The organism is Flavobacterium terrae (assembly GCF_900142035.1).
GTDB classification, from domain to species: Bacteria; Bacteroidota; Bacteroidia; order Flavobacteriales; family Flavobacteriaceae; genus Flavobacterium; species Flavobacterium terrae.
The window spans coordinates 583902-604993 of record NZ_FQZI01000002.1 but is presented as its reverse complement, the minus strand read 5'-3'; the positions used below and the strand labels follow the sequence as shown (position 1 = coordinate 604993).

18 protein-coding genes are annotated in these 21092 nt (G+C 31.0%); 9 read left to right on the top strand and 9 right to left on the bottom strand.

What is annotated here, in order from left to right:
- Positions 1–101 precede the first annotated feature (101 nt).
- From BUC09_RS07065 to BUC09_RS07045, 5 genes are all read right to left on the bottom strand, one after another.
- Positions 102–905: a TPM domain-containing protein gene (locus tag BUC09_RS07065; protein ID WP_073310038.1), complete on the bottom strand. Its 804-nt coding sequence runs from the start codon at positions 903–905 to the stop codon at positions 102–104.
- Entirely contained in the window at positions 906–1343 is a 438-nt protein-coding gene (locus BUC09_RS07060) for a TPM domain-containing protein (protein WP_073310037.1), read from the bottom strand.
- Positions 1343–1960 carry a LemA family protein gene (locus tag BUC09_RS07055; protein ID WP_073310036.1) on the bottom strand — a complete coding sequence of 206 codons (618 nt, stop codon included), beginning with the start codon at positions 1958–1960 and terminating at the stop codon, positions 1343–1345. Before BUC09_RS07055 ends, BUC09_RS07060 begins: the two co-directional genes overlap by 1 nt.
- Before the next feature lie 67 nt (positions 1961–2027).
- Positions 2028–2357, bottom strand: coding sequence for a MerR family transcriptional regulator (locus BUC09_RS07050; RefSeq protein WP_073310035.1), 330 nt, complete (start codon positions 2355–2357; stop codon positions 2028–2030).
- Positions 2357–3328, bottom strand: a complete 972-nt coding sequence (locus BUC09_RS07045) for a M23 family metallopeptidase (protein WP_073310034.1) — start codon at positions 3326–3328, stop codon at positions 2357–2359. Before BUC09_RS07045 ends, BUC09_RS07050 begins: the two co-directional genes overlap by 1 nt.
- 63 nt (positions 3329–3391) lie before the next feature.
- Between BUC09_RS07045 and alaS the strand changes: the two genes are divergently transcribed.
- From alaS to BUC09_RS07025, 4 genes are all read left to right on the top strand, one after another.
- Positions 3392–6028, top strand: a complete 2637-nt coding sequence (alaS, locus tag BUC09_RS07040; protein ID WP_073310033.1) for an alanine--tRNA ligase — start codon at positions 3392–3394, stop codon at positions 6026–6028.
- A 63-nt stretch (positions 6029–6091) separates the two neighbouring features.
- Complete coding sequence (locus tag BUC09_RS07035) at positions 6092–6856, top strand: hypothetical protein (RefSeq protein ID WP_073310032.1); 765 nt, start codon at positions 6092–6094, stop codon at positions 6854–6856.
- 80 nt (positions 6857–6936) lie between these two features.
- A complete protein-coding gene (locus tag BUC09_RS07030) occupies positions 6937–7773 on the top strand; it encodes a hypothetical protein (RefSeq protein WP_143161878.1) in 837 nt (278 codons plus the stop codon).
- A 107-nt stretch (positions 7774–7880) separates the two neighbouring features.
- On the top strand, positions 7881–8696 hold the full coding sequence (locus tag BUC09_RS07025) for a hypothetical protein (protein ID WP_073310029.1): 816 nt from the start codon (positions 7881–7883) through the stop codon (positions 8694–8696).
- A 49-nt stretch (positions 8697–8745) separates the two neighbouring features.
- Here BUC09_RS07025 and BUC09_RS07020 read toward each other — a convergent pair whose 3' ends face one another.
- Complete coding sequence (locus tag BUC09_RS07020; protein ID WP_073310027.1) at positions 8746–10506, bottom strand: ABC transporter ATP-binding protein; 1761 nt, start codon at positions 10504–10506, stop codon at positions 8746–8748.
- A 216-nt stretch (positions 10507–10722) separates the two neighbouring features.
- Between BUC09_RS07020 and BUC09_RS07015 the strand changes: the two genes are divergently transcribed.
- The 4 genes from BUC09_RS07015 to BUC09_RS07000 all read left to right on the top strand — a co-directional run bounded on the left by BUC09_RS07015 (position 10723) and on the right by BUC09_RS07000 (position 16302).
- Complete coding sequence (locus tag BUC09_RS07015) at positions 10723–13206, top strand: XrtN system VIT domain-containing protein (RefSeq protein WP_073310025.1); 2484 nt, start codon at positions 10723–10725, stop codon at positions 13204–13206.
- Entirely contained in the window at positions 13206–14435 is a 1230-nt protein-coding gene (gene xrtN, locus BUC09_RS07010) for an exosortase N (protein ID WP_073310023.1), read from the top strand. Before BUC09_RS07015 ends, xrtN begins: the two co-directional genes overlap by 1 nt.
- A 24-nt stretch (positions 14436–14459) precedes the next feature.
- Positions 14460–15437 (top strand): GSCFA domain-containing protein, encoded by a 978-nt coding sequence (locus BUC09_RS07005; RefSeq protein ID WP_394333000.1) that lies wholly within the window; start codon positions 14460–14462, stop codon positions 15435–15437.
- Positions 15438–15738: 301 nt separating this feature from the next.
- Positions 15739–16302, top strand: coding sequence for a DUF4230 domain-containing protein (locus tag BUC09_RS07000; protein WP_234972528.1), 564 nt, complete (start codon positions 15739–15741; stop codon positions 16300–16302).
- 40 nt (positions 16303–16342) lie between these two features.
- Here BUC09_RS07000 and BUC09_RS06995 read toward each other — a convergent pair whose 3' ends face one another.
- Together BUC09_RS06995 and BUC09_RS06990 are read right to left on the bottom strand one after the other, a co-directional pair.
- Entirely contained in the window at positions 16343–16651 is a 309-nt protein-coding gene (locus BUC09_RS06995) for a rhodanese-like domain-containing protein (RefSeq protein ID WP_073310017.1), read from the bottom strand.
- Between the two features lie 60 nt (positions 16652–16711).
- Positions 16712–18469, bottom strand: a complete 1758-nt coding sequence (locus BUC09_RS06990; RefSeq protein ID WP_073310014.1) for an aromatic amino acid hydroxylase — start codon at positions 18467–18469, stop codon at positions 16712–16714.
- Between the two features lie 212 nt (positions 18470–18681).
- On the opposite strand from BUC09_RS06990, the gene BUC09_RS06985 reads away from it, so the two are divergent.
- Complete coding sequence (locus BUC09_RS06985; RefSeq protein WP_073310012.1) at positions 18682–19983, top strand: OmpA family protein; 1302 nt, start codon at positions 18682–18684, stop codon at positions 19981–19983.
- 10 nt (positions 19984–19993) lie between these two features.
- On the opposite strand, the gene BUC09_RS06980 is transcribed toward BUC09_RS06985, so the two are convergent.
- Positions 19994–21034, bottom strand: a complete 1041-nt coding sequence (locus BUC09_RS06980; RefSeq protein WP_073310010.1) for a DUF6340 family protein — start codon at positions 21032–21034, stop codon at positions 19994–19996.
- Positions 21035–21092: the final 58 nt, after the last annotated feature.

Here is a 21092-nt window from a genome sequence, read left to right as displayed (position 1 = left end):
AAAATATTTTTGGAATTGCGAAGTTAACTAAATTATTATTTATTTGATTGGTATCTCAAGAATTGTTGGCTTATCTATATATCAGTTATCTAAAATCCAACTTACCAACTTCCGCCAGCACCACCACCAGAGAATCCTCCGCCACCAAAGCCGCCACCAAAGCCGCCAGATCCTCCTCCAAAACCACCTCCAGAAGACCATCCGCCTCCACTGCCGCGACCCATTCGACTTAAAATAATGATGTCTCCTAAGTCAGGTCCAGAAAATCGACCACCGCTTCCGCCGCCGCCTCTTCGATTACGACTTGATAAAATGATAAGAATAACTATAAATATTAAAATGATTATGAATACGCCAGCACTACCATCATCACTTTTGTCTTTTTTCCTTTCTCCTTTATATTTACCTTTTAAAACTTGGAAAATGGCATCGGCTCCTTTGTCTAATCCGTTGTAGTAGCTTCCAGCTTTGAATTCAGGTATAATGACTTCACGAACAATCTCACCAGTGATGCCAGCAGTCATACGATCTTCAATGCCATAACCGTTTACTATGTGTATTTTTCTATCGTTTTTTGAGAGTAAAATTAAAATACCATTGTCTTCTTTAGCTTGACCAATTCCCCAAGTGTGTGCCCACTTTGTTGCCAGTTGACTTATGTCTTCCCCTTTTAAATCATCAATAGTAATGGCTACGATTTGAGTTGTTGTAGAGTCAGAATATTTAATTAGTTTGTTTTCAAGCTGTTGCTTTTCATTCTCTTGAAGTAAATTGGCATAATCATAAACACTGGTTTGAAATTTTGGAATTTCAGGAATTGTGTATTGTGAAAAACCAACATAATGTAACAGTAAAACAGTTAGCATTACAATTAGTTTTACCATTCTTAATACGAATTGTATCATTTATGATTTAGAGATTTCGTTAGGTAATTCATTTGTATCGTCAGCTTGGAATGGGAAATACGCTTTTAGCCTTTCTCCAGCTCTAAGTATTCCAGCTACTAATCCATCTTTGAACTTTTTTTCTTTAAAATGTTCAAGTACTATGTCTTTTGTACAGTCCCAAAAATCACTTTCTACAACTTTGTTTATACCTTCGTCACCTAATATAACAAATGATTTGTTAGATACATTTACATAAAAAAGAACTCCATTTCTGGCCAAAGTCATATTCATGTTAAGCGAAAAGAAAACCTCCTGAGCTCTTTCGAACGGAGGTTTTTCATTTTGTGCTTCTATGTGGACTCTAATTTCACCCGAAGTGTTTTTTTCGGCCGTTTGAATGGCGTCAACAATTTCTTGTTCTTCAAGTGTTGTTAGAAAATCTTCAGTTACAGACATTATTTTTTATCTTCTTTGTTGTCAAAGTTAAATTCTACATCAACTGGTTTTTCTGCACCGGCAACTGCATCAAAATATGATTTCTCTGTAAAGCCAAACATTCCTGCTAATAAACTATTAGGGAAAGTTTTAATATGAGTGTTGTAAGGTTTTACAGCTTCGTTAAAACGAGTACGAGCAGTTAAGATTTGATTTTCAGTACTAGCTAGTTCGTCTTGTAGTTTTAAGAAGTTTTGATTTGCTTTTAAATCAGGATATTGTTCAACAGTAACAAGAAGTCTAGATAATGAGCTGTTTAAGTTTCCTTGTGCTTGATTGAACTGTGCCAATTGCTCAGGTGTAATGTTTGATGGGTCAATTTTTACAGAAGTAGCTTCAGATCTTGCTTTGATTACTGCTTCTAAAGTTGATTTTTCAAAATCAGCGGCTCCTTTTACAGTTTTTACTAAGTTACCAATTAGGTCATTTCTTCTTTGGTATGATGTTTCAACATTACCCCATGATTCTTTAATGCCTTCGCTTAAAGTTACTGCAGTATTGTTTACTCCTTTTGCCCAGCTGTATAATGCAAATACAACTACTAAAATTATTCCAACAGGAATTAACCATTTTCTCATATTCGTTTTGTTTTTTTAAGTTAATTTATTTGATAATTAAACGTAATAAGTTTGAAAAAGTTACAAATTAAAGTTCGTTTTTAATGTTTGTAAGTTGAATTTTGATGTTTTCGAGTTTTTTTATAATCTCAAATTTATCTAAAGTCTTTTTTTGACCTTCTTTTAAATGTATTTTGGCACCTTCAAGTGTAAAACCTCTTTCTTTTACCAAATGATATATTAATTGAAGATTTTTTACATCCTCAGGAGTGAACATTCTATTTCCTTTAGCATTTTTCTTTGGTTTCAAAATGTCAAACTCTTTATCCCAAAAACGAATTAAAGATTGATTTACATTAAAAGCTTTGGCAATTTCGCCCATGCTATAGTATAATTTTTCTGGAAGATTAATATGCATTAGTCTAATGATTGATTTTCTTGCGTTGCAAGTTTAGCAATTGCGGTATACTCAACTGCTGAAATGTCTCCGTAATAAAAGTTAATTGGATTTGCTACTTTTCCTCCTTTGTGAACTTCATAATGCAAATGAGGAGCTTGGCTTCGACCTGTGCTTCCTACAAATCCAATTACGTCTCCTCTTTTTACTCTTTTTCCTGGTCTACAGTTGTAGCGACTCAAATGTGCGTATAGTGTTTCGTAACCAAATCCATGGGTAATAACAATATGGTTTCCAAATCCTGAGGCTCCAGCATCTGCTCTTCGAACAACTCCGTCTCCAGTAGCGTAAACAGGTGTACCAGTGGGAGATGTAAAGTCCATTCCTTTGTGCATTTTTCTTGCTTTGGTAAAAGGATCACTTCTGTACCCAAAACCAGAAGCCATGTGTTTTAAATGTTCATTTTTTACAGGCTGAATAGCAGGTATAGAGGAAAGAAATTTTTCTTTTTTCTTAGCCAGATTTAAAATCTCATCCAATGATTTAGATTGATTGGCTAATTCTTCAGAAATTTGTGAAACACGGCCATTGGTTTTTTCAATAATTTGCTCATTATTGAGTTTTAGCAATTCCTTAAAGGTTATTTTGCTATTAATACTGTCTTTTTCAATTTTAGATAAAGTAGCATTGAAATAAACTTTATAAATGTTCTTGTCACGTTCTTGGACATTTGCCAATACTTCATCTAATTCATTGATTTTTTGATTAAGAATAGTGTAGTTAAGTTTTAAATTTTCTATTTGTCTTGCTTGAATTTTGTCTTTAGGTGTCTCAAAATATTTGCTGTTAGAAAGAACAAAAAAACATAAGAAACCAAACAAGGCAGAAGCAAGTAAAAAAAGTGCTGCAAAACCTAAATTTCTTCCTTTTTTAGGTTTTATTTTTCGGTAGGCTAAACTTTCAGTATCGAAATAATATTTTACTTTCCCCATTCTTTAAAAAATGTACTATTTTTGCACACGATTATTACAAAGTAACAAAATATTAGCCAAATAATGAAATCACAAGACATTCGTAAGGCATACCTTGATTTTTTTAAAAGTAAGGACCATTTAATTGTTCCTTCTGCGCCAATCGTCCTTAAAGACGACCCAACCCTAATGTTCAACAACTCGGGAATGGCACAATTCAAAGAATTCTTCTTAGGCAATGGAACTCCAAAAAGCCCAAGAATAGCCGATACGCAAAAATGTCTTCGTGTTTCAGGAAAACACAATGATTTAGAAGATGTAGGTTTTGATACTTACCATCACACGATGTTCGAAATGCTAGGTAACTGGTCTTTTGGCGATTATTTCAAAAAAGAAGCATTGGCTTGGGCTTGGGAATTTCTTACCGAAGTTTTAAAGTTAGACAAAGACCGTTTGTATGTTTCAGTTTTCGAAGGAAATCCTGCTGAGAATGTTCCGTTTGACCAAGAAGCATTTGATATTTGGAAACAATATGTATCTGAAGACCGAATCATCTTAGGAAATAAAAAAGACAACTTCTGGGAAATGGGTGATCAAGGTCCGTGTGGTCCTTGTTCAGAAATTCATATCGATTTAAGAACCGATGCGGAACGTGCTGCTGTTTCAGGAAGAGATTTAGTTAATGCTGATCATCCGCAAGTAGTGGAAATTTGGAACAACGTTTTCATGGAATTCAATCGTAAAGCTGATGGTTCGTTAGAAAAACTACCTGCACAACACGTTGATACCGGAATGGGATTTGAGCGTTTGTGTATGGCAATGCAAAACGTAACTTCAAATTATGATACAGATGTTTTCACGCCGCTTATCGCGAAAGTTGAGGAAATTACAGGATTGAAATACACTTCAAACGAAGTAAAAAACATATCAGAAGAGCAAAACAAAACGAATATTGCGATTCGTGTAATTGTAGATCACGTTCGTGCGGTAGCTTTTGCTATTGCTGATGGACAATTGCCATCAAATACAGGCGCTGGTTATGTAATTCGTAGAATTTTACGTCGTGCTATTCGTTACGGATTTACATTCTTAGGAACTAAAGAACCTTTCATTAATAAATTAGTTGAAGTGTTAGCGAATCAAATGGGCGAATTTTTCCCTGAAATTAAATCGCAACAACAATTGGTTACCAATGTAATCCGTGAAGAAGAAGCTTCTTTCTTACGAACTTTAGAACAAGGATTACAATTATTAGATAAAGTAGTTGCTGAAACAGCTGGAAAAGAAGTTTCAGGAGAAAAAGTATTTGAATTGTATGATACTTTTGGTTTCCCGAAAGACTTAACGGCTTTAATTTTAAAAGAAAAAGGTTATTCGTTCAATGAAACTGAATTTGAATCAGAATTACAAAAACAAAAAGCACGTTCTCGTGCAGCTTCAGAAGTAACTACTGACGACTGGAAAGTTTTAATTGAAGGAAACGTAGAAACATTTGTTGGTTATGACCAAACGGAAAACAATGTTAAAATCACAAGAATCCGTAAAGTTGATTCTAAAAAGGATGGTGTTTTATACCAAATCGTTTTAGACGCTACGCCATTCTATCCAGAAGGTGGTGGACAAGTTGGTGATAAAGGAACATTAGTTTCAGCTAACGAAACCATCGAAATTATCGACACGAAAAAAGAAAACAACTTAATATTGCATTTCGCAAAACAACTTCCTGAGAATGTTGAAGCAGGATTTGTAGCAAAAGTAAATACTGATTTAAGAACTTCGACTTCTAAAAATCACTCTGCTACGCATTTGATGCATTTGGCTTTAAGAACAATTTTAGGAACACATGTTGAACAAAAAGGTTCGTTAGTAAATCCAAATTATTTACGTTTCGACTTTTCACACTTCTCTAAAGTAACGGATGAAGAATTACGTCAAGTAGAAGCAAGCGTAAATGCACAAATTGAAGCACAATTACAATTAGTAGAACATAGAAATATCCCAATCAAAGAAGCATTAGAAAAAGGTGCAATGGCGTTGTTTGGTGAAAAATATGGCGATAATGTTCGTATGATTGAATTTGGAGATAGTAAAGAGTTATGTGGAGGAATTCACGTGAAAAATAGTGCTGACATTTGGCATTTCAAAATTGTTTCAGAGGGAGCTGTAGCTGCGGGTATTCGTCGTATTGAGGCAATTACTGGTGATGCTGTGAAAGATTTCTATAAAAATCAAGAAAGCACATTAGCTGAAATCAAAGAAGTATTAAAAAACCCTCAAGATACAATGAAAGCTGTTGTTGCTTTACAAGACGACAACGCTAAATTGAAAAAACAAATTGAGCAATTATTAAAAGAAAAAGCAAAAAACCTTAAAGGTGAATTAGTTTCTCAAATACAAGAAATAAACGGAGTTAAATTTTTAGCAACTCAGGTAGATTTAAACCCTGAAGGAGCAAAAGATTTGGCTTATGAATTAGGTAATAACGAAACTAATTTATTCTTAGTTTTAGCTACAGCTGAAGAAGGAAAACCAATGTTAACGTGTTATGTCTCTAAAGAATTAGTAGCAAGCAAAAACTTAAACGCTGGACAAGTTGTTCGCGAACTTGGAAAATACATCCAAGGTGGTGGCGGTGGTCAACCATTCTTTGCAACTGCTGGTGGTAAAAATGTTGATGGAATCAAAGAAGCACTGGAAAAAGCGGTGGAATTTGTTAAGTAGTAAATATAAAGGATTTTTTTGTAATATTTTTTTAGATTCTTAAAATTTTTAAAGTTGTAATAAATGAGAAAGATTATTGTTTTAATGAGTTTTATAACATTATTGTTAACTTCTTGTTCTAGTGATGATGCATTAATAGTTGAAGCTCCAATAACACCTTCTAATAATATAAAGCCAATTCAGTTTAAACATTATGATTATAATTCGCCAATTAGTTATGTCATAGGAGATTTTAATTATTCAGGAGATAAATTAGATAAAGTTATTTATAATAATGATAAGGAAGATAGATATACCTATAATAATGATTTAATAACGAGGATTGATTATTATCAATCTGGAATATTAAAAAAGTATAGGACTTTTTTTTATAATACCGAAAATAAATTGTCAGAATATAAAGTGTATAATGTTTCGGGAGGAACTTCAAATTTAAGTTTATCAGAAAGTTTCACCCACAATATTGACGGCACTATAACTTCAATTAGTATTAATAATATTGAAACGGAATACTATAAATATTATTTAAATTCAAATGGCAATGTATTTAAATTAGAAACTTATGGGGATTCATCATATTCAACAATACAGTATACTGAATTAATGACATATGATAATAAGTATACCCCTTTTAAAAATATTTTAGGATTTAATAAAATAGTGATGATGTTTGTTGAATCAGGAGGTATTGAAAATAACTTACTGTCTCATGATTTATCTCATACAATCTATGAATTAGATTATAATAATGAGAACTATCCAGTTAAAATAACTGAAAAAAATACAACATCAAATACTTATTCAGATGTTTTTGAATATTATTACTAAATAACAATGCTTATATTATTCTTTACAGATTAAAAAAATGAATTTTTTCTTTACAACAATTTATAATTGAACCAAATAAAATGAGAAAAATCACACTACTACTAAGTTTTCTATTATTTGTTCTTTACTCATGTTCGTCAGGCGATGATGTGGCCGTTCAAGAACCAGAGGATGTGTCAGGAAATGTTTTGCTAAAAAAGACCATTACAACAAAAGGAAGTGTTGTAACAACTGATACTTATTTCTATGTTGGATTTAAAATAGATAAAATTCTTTCCACTAATGGTACTAACAATGATGAAACTAAATTTACATATACTGGAGATTTAATTACTAAAGTTGAAAAATACTCTAATGCAATTTTAAAATCAAAAAAAGAGTACACTTATCAAAATGATAAGATCACACAAGTTATAATGTATGAATACTCTGGAGGAACTCTATCAGCTAAAAAGAAGACGGTATATGATCATCATCTTATTAATGGTAATGAAGAGGTAGCAGATTATGAAGTTTTCAGTATTAATTTATCAAATAGCCAGGAAACTATAATTTCAGATGGGACAGTTTATTTTTCAGGGACTACTGTATCTTCACAAATAAATACGGATTATCCAATTATTGCTGGAGGAAGATATAATGATAAATGGGAGGAGTATACATATAATTCTAAGAAGAATCCGACTATAAATATAGTAGGGTACAAAAAATTATTTGATAATGTAGAAACAACTTCTAGTGGGAATTTAGGTAATATAAAGCGTACTGCAGATGAATATGTAAGTGGAAGTTGGACAACAGTTGTATCAAGTTATAAGAGATTATTTACCTATAATGAGTCGTTTTTTCCAATAGAAAGAAAAATGTATGATAGGAATCAAGTGTTAGATAATACGACACAGTTTTTCTATGAATAATTTAGTTTATGATAAGAACTAAATTTTCTGATTTATTATTTTAAAAGTTGAGAGTTCAACTCTCAGCTTTTTTTTGTTAATTCGCAAAAAAATAAATTATACCCCATATGAAAAAAATAATCTACTTTTTAGGTGCTTTTACACTTTTGTTAAATTCATGTTCTCATGATATAGAGCCTAATATACCGCCATCTGATAGTTCTACAAATCCCGCAAATCCCACAAACCCAACGAATCCCACTAATCCAACAAATCCAGCTGGTTCAGTTTTGTTGAAGAAAACTATTCATACGGATGATTCTGGTAATGTTTCAACATGGAATTATACTTATAATGGTAATAAAATTGTGAGCGCAATTGATGACACTCCAGAGAGTGATGTTTATTATACTTATAATGGAGATAACATTGCAAAGCTAACTTATAAATTGAATAATGGGACTATCGAACAAGAAGATAGTTATTCGTACGATTCAAATGGTAGAATAAATTCAATGACATCGATAGAGCCATTAGATGATTTGGGACATAAAGAAACTTATGCTTATAATGCAGATGGAACAATTTCGGTTAATTATTATAGTGGTGATGATGTTTCACAAACTAATTTAGATGGGACTGGGAAAATCTATTTTGCGAATGGTGAAGTAGTTAAAATTGAAAAATTTGAAAACGGTTCACTTATTGAAACTATTACTTATACATATGATGCTAAAAATAATCCTTTCAAGAATGTTGTTGGATATAGTAAGTTAAGTTTTGCTTATACTAGTGTAAATGGAGTAAATCATAATATTTTAACTGAAAATTCAACGACAACTCCATTGACAACGTATTCATATACATATGAGTCAAATGATTATCCTAAAACTGAAACAGAAACTTTTGGTGGTATTGTAACTACAATACAACATTTCTATTAAAATAATTTATAAAAAAGCCCGAAACAAATTGTTTCGGGCTTTTTTTATTTTAAACTACAGCAGAACTTTTTCGTTCACCTATTTGTTGTCTCCACATCGCGTAATAAAGACCTTTTTCATCCAATAAGTCTTCATGTTTACCTTGTTCGATTATTTTACCTTGTTCTAAGACAAAAATCTTGTCAGCATGCATAATCGTTGATAAACGATGTGCTATTAATACCGTAATTCTGTCATCGTCAGAAATATTTCTAATGGTTGAGGTGATTTCTTCTTCAGTAATTGAGTCTAAAGCAGAAGTCGCTTCGTCAAATATCAATAAATTAGGATGACGTAGTATAGCTCGAGCAATTGAAAGTCTTTGTTTTTCTCCGCCAGATACTTTTATTCCACCTTCTCCTATAGTAGTGTTTATACCATTTTCGGCACGTTTTAGTAAATTTTGACAACTGGCTTTATGCAAGGCATCTAATAATTCTTGGTCCGTTGCATCAGGTTTTACAAATAATAAATTCTCTTTAATCGTTCCTGAAAATAATTGAGCATCTTGGGTTACAAAGCCTAATTGCTGACGTAAATCAAGTAAATCTATTTCTTTAGAATCGATATTGTTGTATAATATGTTACCTTTTGCTGGGGGGTATAAGCCAACTAGAAGTTTTACTAATGTGGTTTTTCCGGCACCTGATGGTCCAACAAACGCTACAGTTTCACCTTGTTTGATAGTGAAGTTTATATTCTCTACTGCTGGTTGTTTTGCTGTCTTGTGTTGGAATTCTACATCAGAAAAAGTCAATGTTTGAATTGTGCCAAAGTCTTTAGGTTGATCAGGGCGAAATTCTGAGGTAGCACTTAGCAATTTTTCGAAGTTTTCCATTGACACCTTGGTTTCGTTTTTGGCAATGATGAATGCTCCTAATTCTTGTAATGGATTAAAAATGAAAAAGGTGAAAAAGACCATAGTCAATAAATCACCTACAACTATTTTACTGTTAAATAAGAAATAGTATAAAGTAAAAACGATGCAAGTACGCATAAAGTGAACAGTTGTTCCTTGTATAAAACTCAAGCTTCGAATGAATCTAATTTTTTGTATTTCTAGTTGTAAAATTTTTAAGGTATTCAAGTTTAATCGACCTTCTTCTTGTTGTGTTAATCCTAAACTTTTTACTAATTCAATATTTCTTAAGCTTTCAGTGGTAGAACCAGCTAATGAATTGGTTTGTTGCACAATTTTTCTGGATACAGCTTTTATTTTCTTTCCTAAAAAAGAACTGATGTATGCTATGATAGGAGCAGTTAAGATGAAAATAATAGCAATACGATAATCAATTCTAGAAATATAGACGAGTACAAAAATGAACCCAATAATAGTTTGAAAAATTAAAGATATAGAAAGAGTGATCAGCTTTTCAGAGTCCAAACGTACTTTTTGAAGCATGCTTAACGTTTTACCACTTTGCTGGTCTTCAAACTCCATATAAGGCAAGTCTAATGATTTTTTGATTCCATCTGTATACATTTCGGCACCCGTACGTTGTATGACAATATTGGTGAAATAATCTTGGAAGTTTTTTGTAATACGTGAAATCATAGCTGCTCCTAAAGAAAGACCAAGCCAGAATCCAACTGCTTTGATAAAGCCTATTTCATTTCCTTTGTATTTAGCAATTCCTACACCACAATCTTGCATTAGTTTACCAGTGATAATAGAATCACTCAAGCTAAAACAAATATTAATGGCGGCCATTAGTAAGGCAAAAAAAAGTAGAGCTTTATGTTTTTTGAGGTAACTGTAGAGTAGTTTCATATATTTTTAAGAAAGTCCTTTTGTTTGAGGATGAACAAAATTAAGGAATAAAAGAGTGAAGAAATCGTTAAATATTTGTCTTATCTTAAATGTATATATTTTTAAAGTTTTGACTTTTATTATAATAATTAATTTTTGAAAACTTTATTCCAAAATTATTGATCAATTTAAAATTAATAATAACTTTGTAATTCAAAGTACTTTTAATTTTTAAATATGAAAAAAGGTTTTCTAAATAAGAAAGGGGTTTATATCAGTATAGCAGTGACTATATTGAGTGTTTGTTTTTTAATGATTGCATTGTTAGGAGTTCATTTGGATATTCAAGGAATGGAATCTGTTTGTTTTTTAGCCATAATTATTGAAATAGTTTATGGGGTATATTTCATTTTTAAAATTTTGTATGGTAGGGGAACCTATAATCATATTATTCCATTTTTATTTTTAAACTGGTTTATCGGCTGTTTTTCAGCAAATGTTTTGATATGCATTTTTGAGAATTTACCAGTATGGGTTTACATTATCACTTTTGTGTTTTGTTTGTCTAACTTTTTAATTTACAATGATTACAAACACAGGGCTTTAACTCCAATAATTTATTTTGTTAATGGACTTACATTTTTAATGATCGTTTATTTTATGTTCTATCTTATTCCTCTTATGCCTTTGTCTTTTATAGGTGTTTTAGCTATAGGATTAGGTTTTTACGGTTTAGTACCTGCAATTGTTTGTTTTTGGCATATTCAGAAGTTATTTAATACTAGTCATATTGATAAAAAAAATATGTTGCAGTTTACTTCAGGTTTTTTGCTTGGAGTAGTTGGGATTGTAACTTTTGTAGCATTGTTAACAATTGAAAATACAAAGATAAACAGCCATCTGATAACAAAGTCTTTTGATACAGATACTGACTTGCCAAATTATATAAAAGTATCACAAAATCTTAAGCCTAATTTTTTCAATGAAATACTACTTAAAAAAGGTATCGTTTATATCGAAAGTGGTAGTTTTTTTGAATTTAGAGGTTTAGATGGACTAGGGAATAAGCAGTTCAATGAAAGAAAGACACATAATCCAATCGTAAACATTGCTTATTTGTTTCTTGACGAACTTTCATTAAGTGCGGATGATAGAATAAATATTTTGAAATCTAATTTCGATAAGCGTCTAGAAACAGAAGAGCAGTTATGGAGCGGTAAAGACTTAGTTACAAAAAATATTAAGGAAGATGTAAAGATATATGCCAATGAACGATTAGCCTATACTGAAATCACTATGGATGTTGTTTGTGAAGAAGATTCTTGGGGTAATAAAGAAGCTATTTATTCATTTCAACTTCCAGAAGGTTCTGTAGCAACTTCACTTTCTTTATGGGTAAATGGGGTAGAACGAAAAGGGGTATTGACTACTAAAGAGAAAGCTAAAGCAGCGTATCAACAAATTGTAGGAGTAGAGGCACGTGACCCTTCCTTAATGCAATGGAAAGAAGGGAATAGGGTTGTAGTTCGCGTTTTTCCTATTACTCGAGAATTACCAAGGACTTTTAAGTGTGGATTTACCACCCCTTTGAAAGTTTTCGATTCTAAAATGACATATTCCAGCTTAAACATCAAAGGGCCAAATATTTCTAATGCAGAAACTTTGTCTAGAATACAAATTGTTGGGGATAATACATTTGAAACAAGTAAAGATTTCGAATTGGTTAACAATTTTCATATCAATAAATCAAAAGGACTTGATGAATGGGAAACTGTATTACCATTAAATAATAAAGCATTTGATAATTCTTTTATTTGGAAGGATAAGATCTATAATTTGAAGAAAGTCCAAAAAGAACGAATTTCATTTGTCCCAGAAATGATTGTTTTAGACTTAAATAGTAATTGGGAAAAGAATGATTTAGAAATGATTTTAAATAATATTAATCACAAATACTATGCTTTTTTAAATAATGAATTGAGGGAAATAAATAAAGAGAATTATGAGGTTGTTTTTGATCAGTTTCAATCATTGCAATATTCATTACCTCCATTGTATAAGTTGAAAGATAATAGTTTACTGGTGACAAAATGCGGAACGTTCTCAGCTAATTTTGAAGAGTTAGAAGAGTCTAATTACCTTAAAAAAGTTAAAGCAAAAACGAAACAGAAAAACATAAAGGTTATTTCGATTTCAAACGAAATAAATCCGTTCTGGCAAACGATTAAAGAACAAAAGTATGTTGGTTTTTTACAAACAGATCTAAGTAATTGTCTTGACTTGATTGCTAAAAATCAATTTGAAGAATTTGAGAAAAAGGAAAATGAAGTAAATCTTGAAGTGGCTAATGTTGCAATTGAGGAAAATCCATTAGCAGATAACTCAAAAAGCAATGGTTCAAATCATATCTTTAGAATGTATGCTTTTGGTAAAGTACTTGACGAACAAGTAAACATTCAATCGGATTCATTGGCAAATAATAAATTCGTTGATTTGGCAAAAGAAGCTAATGTTGTCACGCCAATTTCATCCTTGATTGTATTGGAGACAGATCAGGATTATGAAAATAACGGAATTGAAAAAAATGTAAATACTCTGGGTAATGCATCAATTAATAATGATGGAGCAGTTCCAGAGCCTTATGAATGGGCTTTGATTGGAGTATTAGCATTGACGCTTTTGTATTATTATAATAGACAAAAAAAGAATTCAGTTGCCTAATGACATTCGTAATTAAATATAAAAAAGCCTTTGTGGTTCTTATCCTAGCATTGCTAATGGTAATGAATTACAAAGTGCTTTTTTTTGCTCTAGAAAATGATTTCATAGGAGTTGTGCTTTCAATGATTTTGTTTTTTATTGGAGGTAGAAATACAAAGATGAAGATACATTATCTACTTCTGGTGTTTTTGGTTTTGTTTGAATTTGTGAGTTATAGACTTCATACTAAATCATTACATTTTCTATCGCTTTGTATTATCATCTGTTTAGTTTATTACAGTTTCACAAAAAAGTTTTCCTATATAGCTTTTATCTGTTTGTTATTGTTTTCTTCGCTTTTTAATAAATTCTTCGAACACTTATCTTCAGAAATAAAGCAAGCATTATGTCAAGGAGTTTATTTGGTATTGAAAAATAGTATCCAAATTGATAAAATAGAAGGAGTCAATTTTTATATAAATGATGCTAAAATAACCATAGATACCGCTTGTATGGGCTTGTCTATGTTTAAGACAGGTTTTCTAGCAGCTGCGACGTTGCTTACCATAGAGGAAAGAAAAAATAAGAGTTATTTTAATATAGTTCAAATCGTATTTTTTTGTTTCATAGTAACAGTGCTCAATGTCATTTCTAATTTTTTTAGAATTATTACATTGGTTTTGCTTGATTGCACACAGGAGAATCTTTTGCATCATAGTGTTGGTTTGGTTTGTTTTTTATTATATCAAATTCTTCCAATGTTGATCTTGATACGTTATATAAAACCCAATCAAAATCCCGAGCAAAAAATAAATGATAAAATTAATTGGTTTCCTATTCTAACGGCTTTTGTTTTAGTTTTTACTACCTCTTTAGAAATGTATAAAGTTCAAAATTTTAATTTATTAGAGAACATTAGTTCAGAATATGCTATTGAAAAAGGAGAGTGGGTAAATGATGAAGTCTTTAAAATCTCAGAAACTAATAAACTAACCTATATAAAAACTCCTTCTCACAAACCAATGATTTGTTGGACAGGAGATGGTTATAAAATTTTAGAATCCAAAATTATTGAGTTAAATCATTCAAAAGTTTGGTATAATAAAATGGAAAAGGATAATCGATATTATATATCTTACTGGTGGTATGAATGTGGAGATAAAAAATATACATCCTTTATAGAAGTTATGTTTTACAAATTGATTTACAATAAAACGATACGATTGATAAATCAAGTCAAACAAGTTTAGGCAAAATCAAATTTTGTAAATTTGATGAAAATATCTTTACACATGCAATTTAGAACAGAAGTTCCTCTTGTTAAAAGTCATTTCCCTATTTTTTATAAATCTAAAATCTTTTTGATAGGTTCTTGTTTTGCAGAAAATATTGGAGAAAAATTCGAATACTTCAAATTCAAGAATCAAGTAAATCCTTTTGGAATAATTTTTAATGCCGTATCGATTGAGAAATTAATTCGTAGAGTTGTTGAAAAAAGATGTTTTACAGAAAAAGATATTTTTTATCACAACGAAGCTTGGCATTGCTTTGAAGTGCATTCTGAACTTTCCAATTTAGATAAAGAAGATTTTATAAATCATCTTAATCGATTGATAGATGAAACTCATGCCCAATTAAAAGAGTTCTCTCATTTTGTTATAACATTGGGAACATCTTGGGTATATCGAGATGTTGTTTCGGGAGAAATAGTGGCCAATTGCCATAAAGTACCACAAAAGCAGTTTGCAAAAGAATTACTATCTGTAGAGATTGTTGAAAAAAGTATTCAAAATATAATTCAACTGGTAGCTTCTATAAATGCTAATGCTAAATTCACTTTTACAGTATCGCCGGTTAGACATATCAAGGATGGTTTTGTTGAAAATCAAGTGAGTAAAGCCAATTTGCTTTTGGCTGTTTATAATGTTGTTAATCAAAAGTCATCTATTGCTAATTATTTTCCTAGCTACGAAATTATGATGGATGAACTTCGGGATTATCGTTTTTATGCAGAAGACATGTTGCATCCTAATCCAACTGCTATCGATTATATTTGGATAAAATTCTTTGAAAATTTTGTTGAAGAAAAGGAATTTGCAACAATGCAAAAAGTATGTGATATTCAAAAGGCTTTACATCATAGACCTTTTAATTCAAATTCAGAGAGTCATCAAAAGTTTTTAAAAAATTTAGAATTAAAAATTCTTGATTTAGAGAAGAGCAACGAAAGCATTAGATTTAAAAACAGGTAAATCTACCTATTTGTTTTAATTATAAATTTCCTGAAATTTGAAATTCAATTCTAGTTGTATGAGAATTAATATCAAATTCATAGGGATTGTTTTTGTAATAGTAGCATTGTTGTTATTGAATGTCTATATACTTTTGGTTTATGTTTAGTCACTAATTTTTTTCATAAATATTTATCGAATATAATTTGATTGGGTTTTGAAGCTTCAGTATTTGAAGCTTCTTTTTTTTATCTTTATGTTTTAAAATAAGAGCATGATAAACTTGTATAAAAAATTATTTTTTGCCTTACTTTTTTTGGTAATGGCTTTTTTTACTTATAAATATTTTTCAGGTGAAAAAGAAAACACCACAGAATACGGTTCTAATCTAATACAAGAACAAATAAAAAATGTAGGTAAGTTAGTAGTTACCGAAGGTCATTATTCTCAAGTTCTTACGTTTAAAGATAAAGATAGTTATTTTGGAGGTTTGGTTTCTTTTGATAAAAAAGCGATTGTTGTGGCTAATTCAGATGTTTCAGTAATGTATGATTTGCGCCAAATGAAATATGAAGTAGATGAAGAAAACAAAACAATTCGTATAGTTTCTATTCCAAAAGAGGAAATAAAAATTAGTCCTGACATCCAGTATTATGATATTGAACAAAGCAAGTTTAATGAGTTTACAGGAGCTGATTTTAATAATATAGCTAAAAAAGTTAAGCTTGATTTAGCAAAGAAAATTGAAAAGTCTACACTGAAATCCAATGCTCAAAATAGATTGATTAGCGAATTGTCAAAAATACTTTTGGTGACGCATTCTGTAGGATGGAAAGTTGAATATAAAGGAGAGGAGATAAAATCTGAAAATGAATTTAAAATCTAAAGGCTTCATTGTCAGAAGCCTTTTTTTGAATTGTTAAGAGTTATAATTGTTTTTCTAGATTATCCCAACCGCCACCATTAATACATTCAACACCATGTTGTTTTAAAGTTAAAGCTGCCTGACCACTTCTCATTCCGCTTCTACAACAAGTAATGACAGGTTTGTTGAATTTTTTAATTTCTTCAATCTTACTTTGTATTTTGTCTAAAGGAATGTTTTTAGAACCTTTTATATGACCTGAAGCAAATTCACCACTGGTCCTAACGTCGATTATAATCGCTCCTTTTTCTATAAACTCTTGAATATTGTTGGTTTTACTACCTAACCCTAATAAATCTAAAATGCCCATAATTTGATTTTTTTATCAAAGTTACGGGCATATTAATTATTGTATTGTGACTTTCGTTACTTAAGCAGAAATTTTATCAAAAATAAGATCTAAACCATTTGAAATTAAATGAGCTACTTCAGGACGACGAATTTTTAAGCTTTCTAAGTAATTGATAATTTTGTCTGTAAACTCATTATCATTAGTCTTATGAGTTAATTCTGCAATTTCAATACATAATAACCAATCATTTGGATGGTTGCTTGTAACTGCACCAAAAGCTTCTTTTAAAGTAGTTTCAGATGGTTTATTTTCGCGAATGTTTCGAACATTTTTATATAAATTCTCTAATTCTTCACGTTCTGGAGTTTTCTTTTGTTTAATAGTTTTAGAAGAAGGAACATGAGTAATCATATCGAAACTTGTAACATCGGCAGGACCAGAGAAACCAGAGATAATTTCTTTTCCAACTGCCATATCATAGATTCCCCATTCTGGTCTAAATAAAACTGTATCACCTTGTGTAACGGTACAATTTTTAAACTTAATCAATAAAATTTTCCCTTGTAAATTTCTTGTTCCTGTTACAATTTCACCGCTAATTTTTATGTTGCCTTCAAATTCTAGCGTTATTTGTTTGCCTTCATAAATATCGTAGGCTTGTAAATCACGTGGGCTCATATCTTCAATAGCTAAATTGATGCCTTTTAGCTTACCAATAGGCGAGCCAAAACCTTCTGCATGATATTCAGTGCCATGACCAACTAATTCTTTTTCTCTGTAGGCTAAAGCAGTTTTTCCAGTAGTTTGAACATAGACTGGATTTCCTTCATTTTCAATCACATTTGTAAATACTCCCGAAATTTGAAGACCAGTACTTAATTCAATAGTTCCTAATGCTTTTGAGCTTATAAGCTTTTTAATACCACTTAAGCCACCTGTTCTTAAAGCCATTTTATTGGCAAATTGTTCTAAAACTAAACTTAGATGAGAAAAATCAGGAGTTACGTATAGTTGTGGTTGAGGTTTTGTGATGTCAAAACTTTGATCAGCAGCACTTATCTCATAAGGTATTTTTTTGACATTATCTGTCATGCACCAAGCACTTTCTCCAATAGAAGAAAGTAGTCCAGCACCATATATTTTAGGGTTTTCAACAGTTCCAATTAAACCATATTCAACTGTCCACCAATGTAGATTTCTGATTTTTGACATTTCAGAAAGTTCTCCCATATTGTTTTGAAGATAGTCAACTTGATCTTCTGCTTTTTTAATTTCTTCTTCAGGTGTATCTTCAGCTTCTTTTAAAATCGAAAGTAAACGAATGGCTTCATATAATTCATAATCTCGGGCTGAAGAAATGGCTTTACAACCAATTTCTCCAAAGCGTCTTAAATATTCAGCATATTCTGGATTGGCAATAATAGGTGCGTGTCCGGCGCCTTCATGAATAATATCAGGAGCAGGTGTGTATTCGATATGTTCTAACTGTCTAATGTCACTAGCAATTACTAAAACATTATAAGCTTGGAATTCCATGAAGGCACTTGGAGGTATAAAACCATCAACTGCCACTGCAGCCCAACCAATTTCTTTTAAAATACGGTTCATACCGTACATATTTGGAATAGAATCAATTTCTAAACCAGTTTTAGTAAGGCCTTCTAGATAAGATTCATGGGCTACTTTTGAAAGATAATCTACATTTTTACGCATTACATAACGCCACACTGCCTGATTGATTGGTGTGTAATCTTCGTAATCTTGTGCTTTGATAAACTGTTTTAAGTGTTTTGGTAATTTATCAATTAATGGATTGCTTTCAAAATGAGTTTCCATAAAATAATGTTGTTTATATAGCAAAAATACGCTTTTTTAAGCTTTTAAAAAGCTAACATTTATCATATTCTCAAAAAAAAGATAATTCTTTGCATTTTCAAATGATTTTTATTTTGTCCGTTCGTCTATGATTTTTGCCTTTGATAGATTTTTTCTAGAATCATTTTTTAGGCTAAACTTTATAAGTTATATTGGATTTTTAAAAAATTGATATGAAAAAGAGTTGTTTTTTTTTAATTGTATTCATTGCATTTTCATTTAATACAAATGCTCAGGTTTTAGGTGGATTTGGTAGAAAATTAGAAGATAAAATCAATCGTAAAATTGAAGAAAAAGTAGACAGACACGTTGATAAAACAATTAATAAAGCAGATCAAAAGTCTGATGAAAAAATAGAAGAAGCCAAGAAAGGTGGTAAATCGACATCAGATGATACATCTTCAAAAAAATCAAAAAAATCTGAAAAAACTGCTAAAGGGGCAAAAGATTTTGTTTCGGGCACAAAAATATTAGCTACAGAAGATTTTAAACAAGATGCTACTGGAGATTTCCCTGTAAACTGGTTGACAAACACAAGTGGAGAAGTTGTTGAACTTTCAGGATCTAAAGATAAATGGTTAATGCTTAATTCTAGAGGTTCATTTACCATCAAAAACTTTAATAAAACATTACCAAAAAATTTCACTTTTGAATTTAATTTAGCTACTTCAGATAAATATAGTTATTACTCAACGCCTTTAAATTTTGTTTTTGCTAGTTCGTCAGACTATAAAAAAGATTATAAAAATTGGCATCAATTTGGACATGGTAAAGAAGGGGTGTTGGTAAATTTACACCCTCAAGATGCGGGAGGACAAAAGGGATTGACTCGTTTTTTTGTATACTCTAAGGGAGAGGAATATTCTAAAAATGAAAAATCAATTGCTCAATTCACCTCTTCAAATGATAATGTTAGAGTTCAGGTATGGCGTCAGGGACCGCGTATGAGAGTTTATATTGATGGAAATAAAATTTGGGATTTGCCAGATGCTTTTCAAGATGGGGTTAACTACAACAATATTGTTTTTTATTCTTATGAATACCATGAGCACGATGGTTTAGATGATCGTATTTATTTATCAGATATTGTTCTTGCAGAAGCAGGAGCTGATACTCGCCATAAATTAATTGAAACGGGTGCTTTCACTACTAATGAAATTTTATTTGATACTAATAAAGCGACTATAAAACCATCGAGTGAAAAAGTATTGGCAGAGTTAGGTGAAGCACTAAATTCTGCTCCAGATTTTAAAGTAATGATAATTGGGCATACAGATGGAGATGGAAAAGAGTCAGATAATCAAAAACTCTCAGAAAAAAGAGCTGAAAGTGTTAAGAATTATTTGATGTCTAAATTTGGAATCGATAGCTCTAGAATGCAAACTTCTGGTAAAGGCGAATCTCAACCTTTAGGTGATAATTCTAAGGAAGAAGGTAAAGCTCAAAATAGAAGAGTTGAGTTTAAAAAAATATAAACAGATACAATTATTTTGGATTTTCCGACTCCAATAATTTTTGTTTTTTAACCCTGTTTTTTAGCATATTAATATAACGTAATCCTAGTTTATCGCCATAGTCTGTGTATGATTTTGATGCCCATTCTATGGCAGTATCTAGATTGCCATTAATTTCATTAATGATTGCCATATTATAGCAAGCTCTACCTGCTATTTTTGGATTAGAATTTTTAGTTTCTAATGCCCATAGTTCTGCAGCTCCATCCCAATCACCAGTTTGCGCTCTTCTTTTTCCTATTTCAAAATTGTTGGTGCCTTTTACATAATAATCTCTAGAGACTCTAGTGTAATAGGGTAGTAGTTTTGTTGCATAGCTCTGTCCGATTCTGTCGCTTATGTTTAAAACGGCTTCTTTTCTGCCTATTATTGCTTCAATAGCTCTTACAGGATTAACTCCTTTTCCTGATAACACTACATTGTTATTGGCTACATATTCATCAATTAGAACTTTTTGTTGAGGGTAGTAAATACGCCATCCTGTTTTTATTAGAGTATTTATAGTTGCTTGATGTTCAATTACAGGAATTTTAATACCTAGAGGATTGGCTAATTGGGAAGTTGAAGTTTTGTAGTCAACTCTTGCATCTGTGTCATAAAATGAAAGCTCATAAATGACATTTAGATTATTCTCATTGCAAATTTTTTCAGCTTTATCCCAAGATATTGCTTCTGGAAAGACTGCTAAACCCATATTTTTAAATTTTGAGCTGTCTAATATTATTGTGCTTTTTACTTGTTGATTTTTTTTAAGTTCAGTTAATAATCCTTGTATTGATGCATTTGAGCCATGTTTATCTAGGTTTTTTCCTTCTGCAGACAAAATTTTATCTATTACGTCTAAACTTGAGTTTTCTTTTGTTGAGGCAGTTCTATTAATAATTCCAATTTTTAAATCATTAGTAGTTATAAAAATCGGAGCGGGCTCAGTGACTCTTAATGTCATCAAGTTTGTTGAACTGCAAGAGGAAATGATTATTGCTAGAAAAAGATATAGGTAATTTTTTATCATATGGTCTTGTTTTTTAAATAATTAACCCGCACAAAGTGTGTGCGGGTCAAATATTGTA

Bases quoted from the DNA above. Each gene is read 5' to 3' on its own strand.
- BUC09_RS07065 (WP_073310038.1), bottom strand. From the start codon at position 905: ATGATACAATTCGTATTAAGAATGGTAAAACTAATTGTAATGCTAACT.
- BUC09_RS07060 (WP_073310037.1), bottom strand. From the start codon at position 1,343: ATGTCTGTAACTGAAGATTTTCTAACAACACTTGAAGAACAAGAAATT.
- BUC09_RS07055 (WP_073310036.1), bottom strand. From the start codon at position 1,960: ATGAGAAAATGGTTAATTCCTGTTGGAATAATTTTAGTAGTTGTATTT.
- BUC09_RS07050 (WP_073310035.1), bottom strand. From the start codon at position 2,357: ATGCATATTAATCTTCCAGAAAAATTATACTATAGCATGGGCGAAATT.
- BUC09_RS07045 (WP_073310034.1), bottom strand. From the start codon at position 3,328: ATGGGGAAAGTAAAATATTATTTCGATACTGAAAGTTTAGCCTACCGA.
- alaS (WP_073310033.1), top strand. From the start codon at position 3,392: ATGAAATCACAAGACATTCGTAAGGCATACCTTGATTTTTTTAAAAGT.
- BUC09_RS07035 (WP_073310032.1), top strand. From the start codon at position 6,092: ATGAGAAAGATTATTGTTTTAATGAGTTTTATAACATTATTGTTAACT.
- BUC09_RS07030 (WP_143161878.1), top strand. From the start codon at position 6,937: ATGAGAAAAATCACACTACTACTAAGTTTTCTATTATTTGTTCTTTAC.
- BUC09_RS07025 (WP_073310029.1), top strand. From the start codon at position 7,881: ATGAAAAAAATAATCTACTTTTTAGGTGCTTTTACACTTTTGTTAAAT.
- BUC09_RS07020 (WP_073310027.1), bottom strand. From the start codon at position 10,506: ATGAAACTACTCTACAGTTACCTCAAAAAACATAAAGCTCTACTTTTT.
- BUC09_RS07015 (WP_073310025.1), top strand. From the start codon at position 10,723: ATGAAAAAAGGTTTTCTAAATAAGAAAGGGGTTTATATCAGTATAGCA.
- xrtN (WP_073310023.1), top strand. From the start codon at position 13,206: ATGACATTCGTAATTAAATATAAAAAAGCCTTTGTGGTTCTTATCCTA.
- BUC09_RS07005 (WP_394333000.1), top strand. From the start codon at position 14,460: ATGAAAATATCTTTACACATGCAATTTAGAACAGAAGTTCCTCTTGTT.
- BUC09_RS07000 (WP_234972528.1), top strand. From the start codon at position 15,739: ATGGCTTTTTTTACTTATAAATATTTTTCAGGTGAAAAAGAAAACACC.
- BUC09_RS06995 (WP_073310017.1), bottom strand. From the start codon at position 16,651: ATGGGCATTTTAGATTTATTAGGGTTAGGTAGTAAAACCAACAATATT.
- BUC09_RS06990 (WP_073310014.1), bottom strand. From the start codon at position 18,469: ATGGAAACTCATTTTGAAAGCAATCCATTAATTGATAAATTACCAAAA.
- BUC09_RS06985 (WP_073310012.1), top strand. From the start codon at position 18,682: ATGAAAAAGAGTTGTTTTTTTTTAATTGTATTCATTGCATTTTCATTT.
- BUC09_RS06980 (WP_073310010.1), bottom strand. From the start codon at position 21,034: ATGATAAAAAATTACCTATATCTTTTTCTAGCAATAATCATTTCCTCT.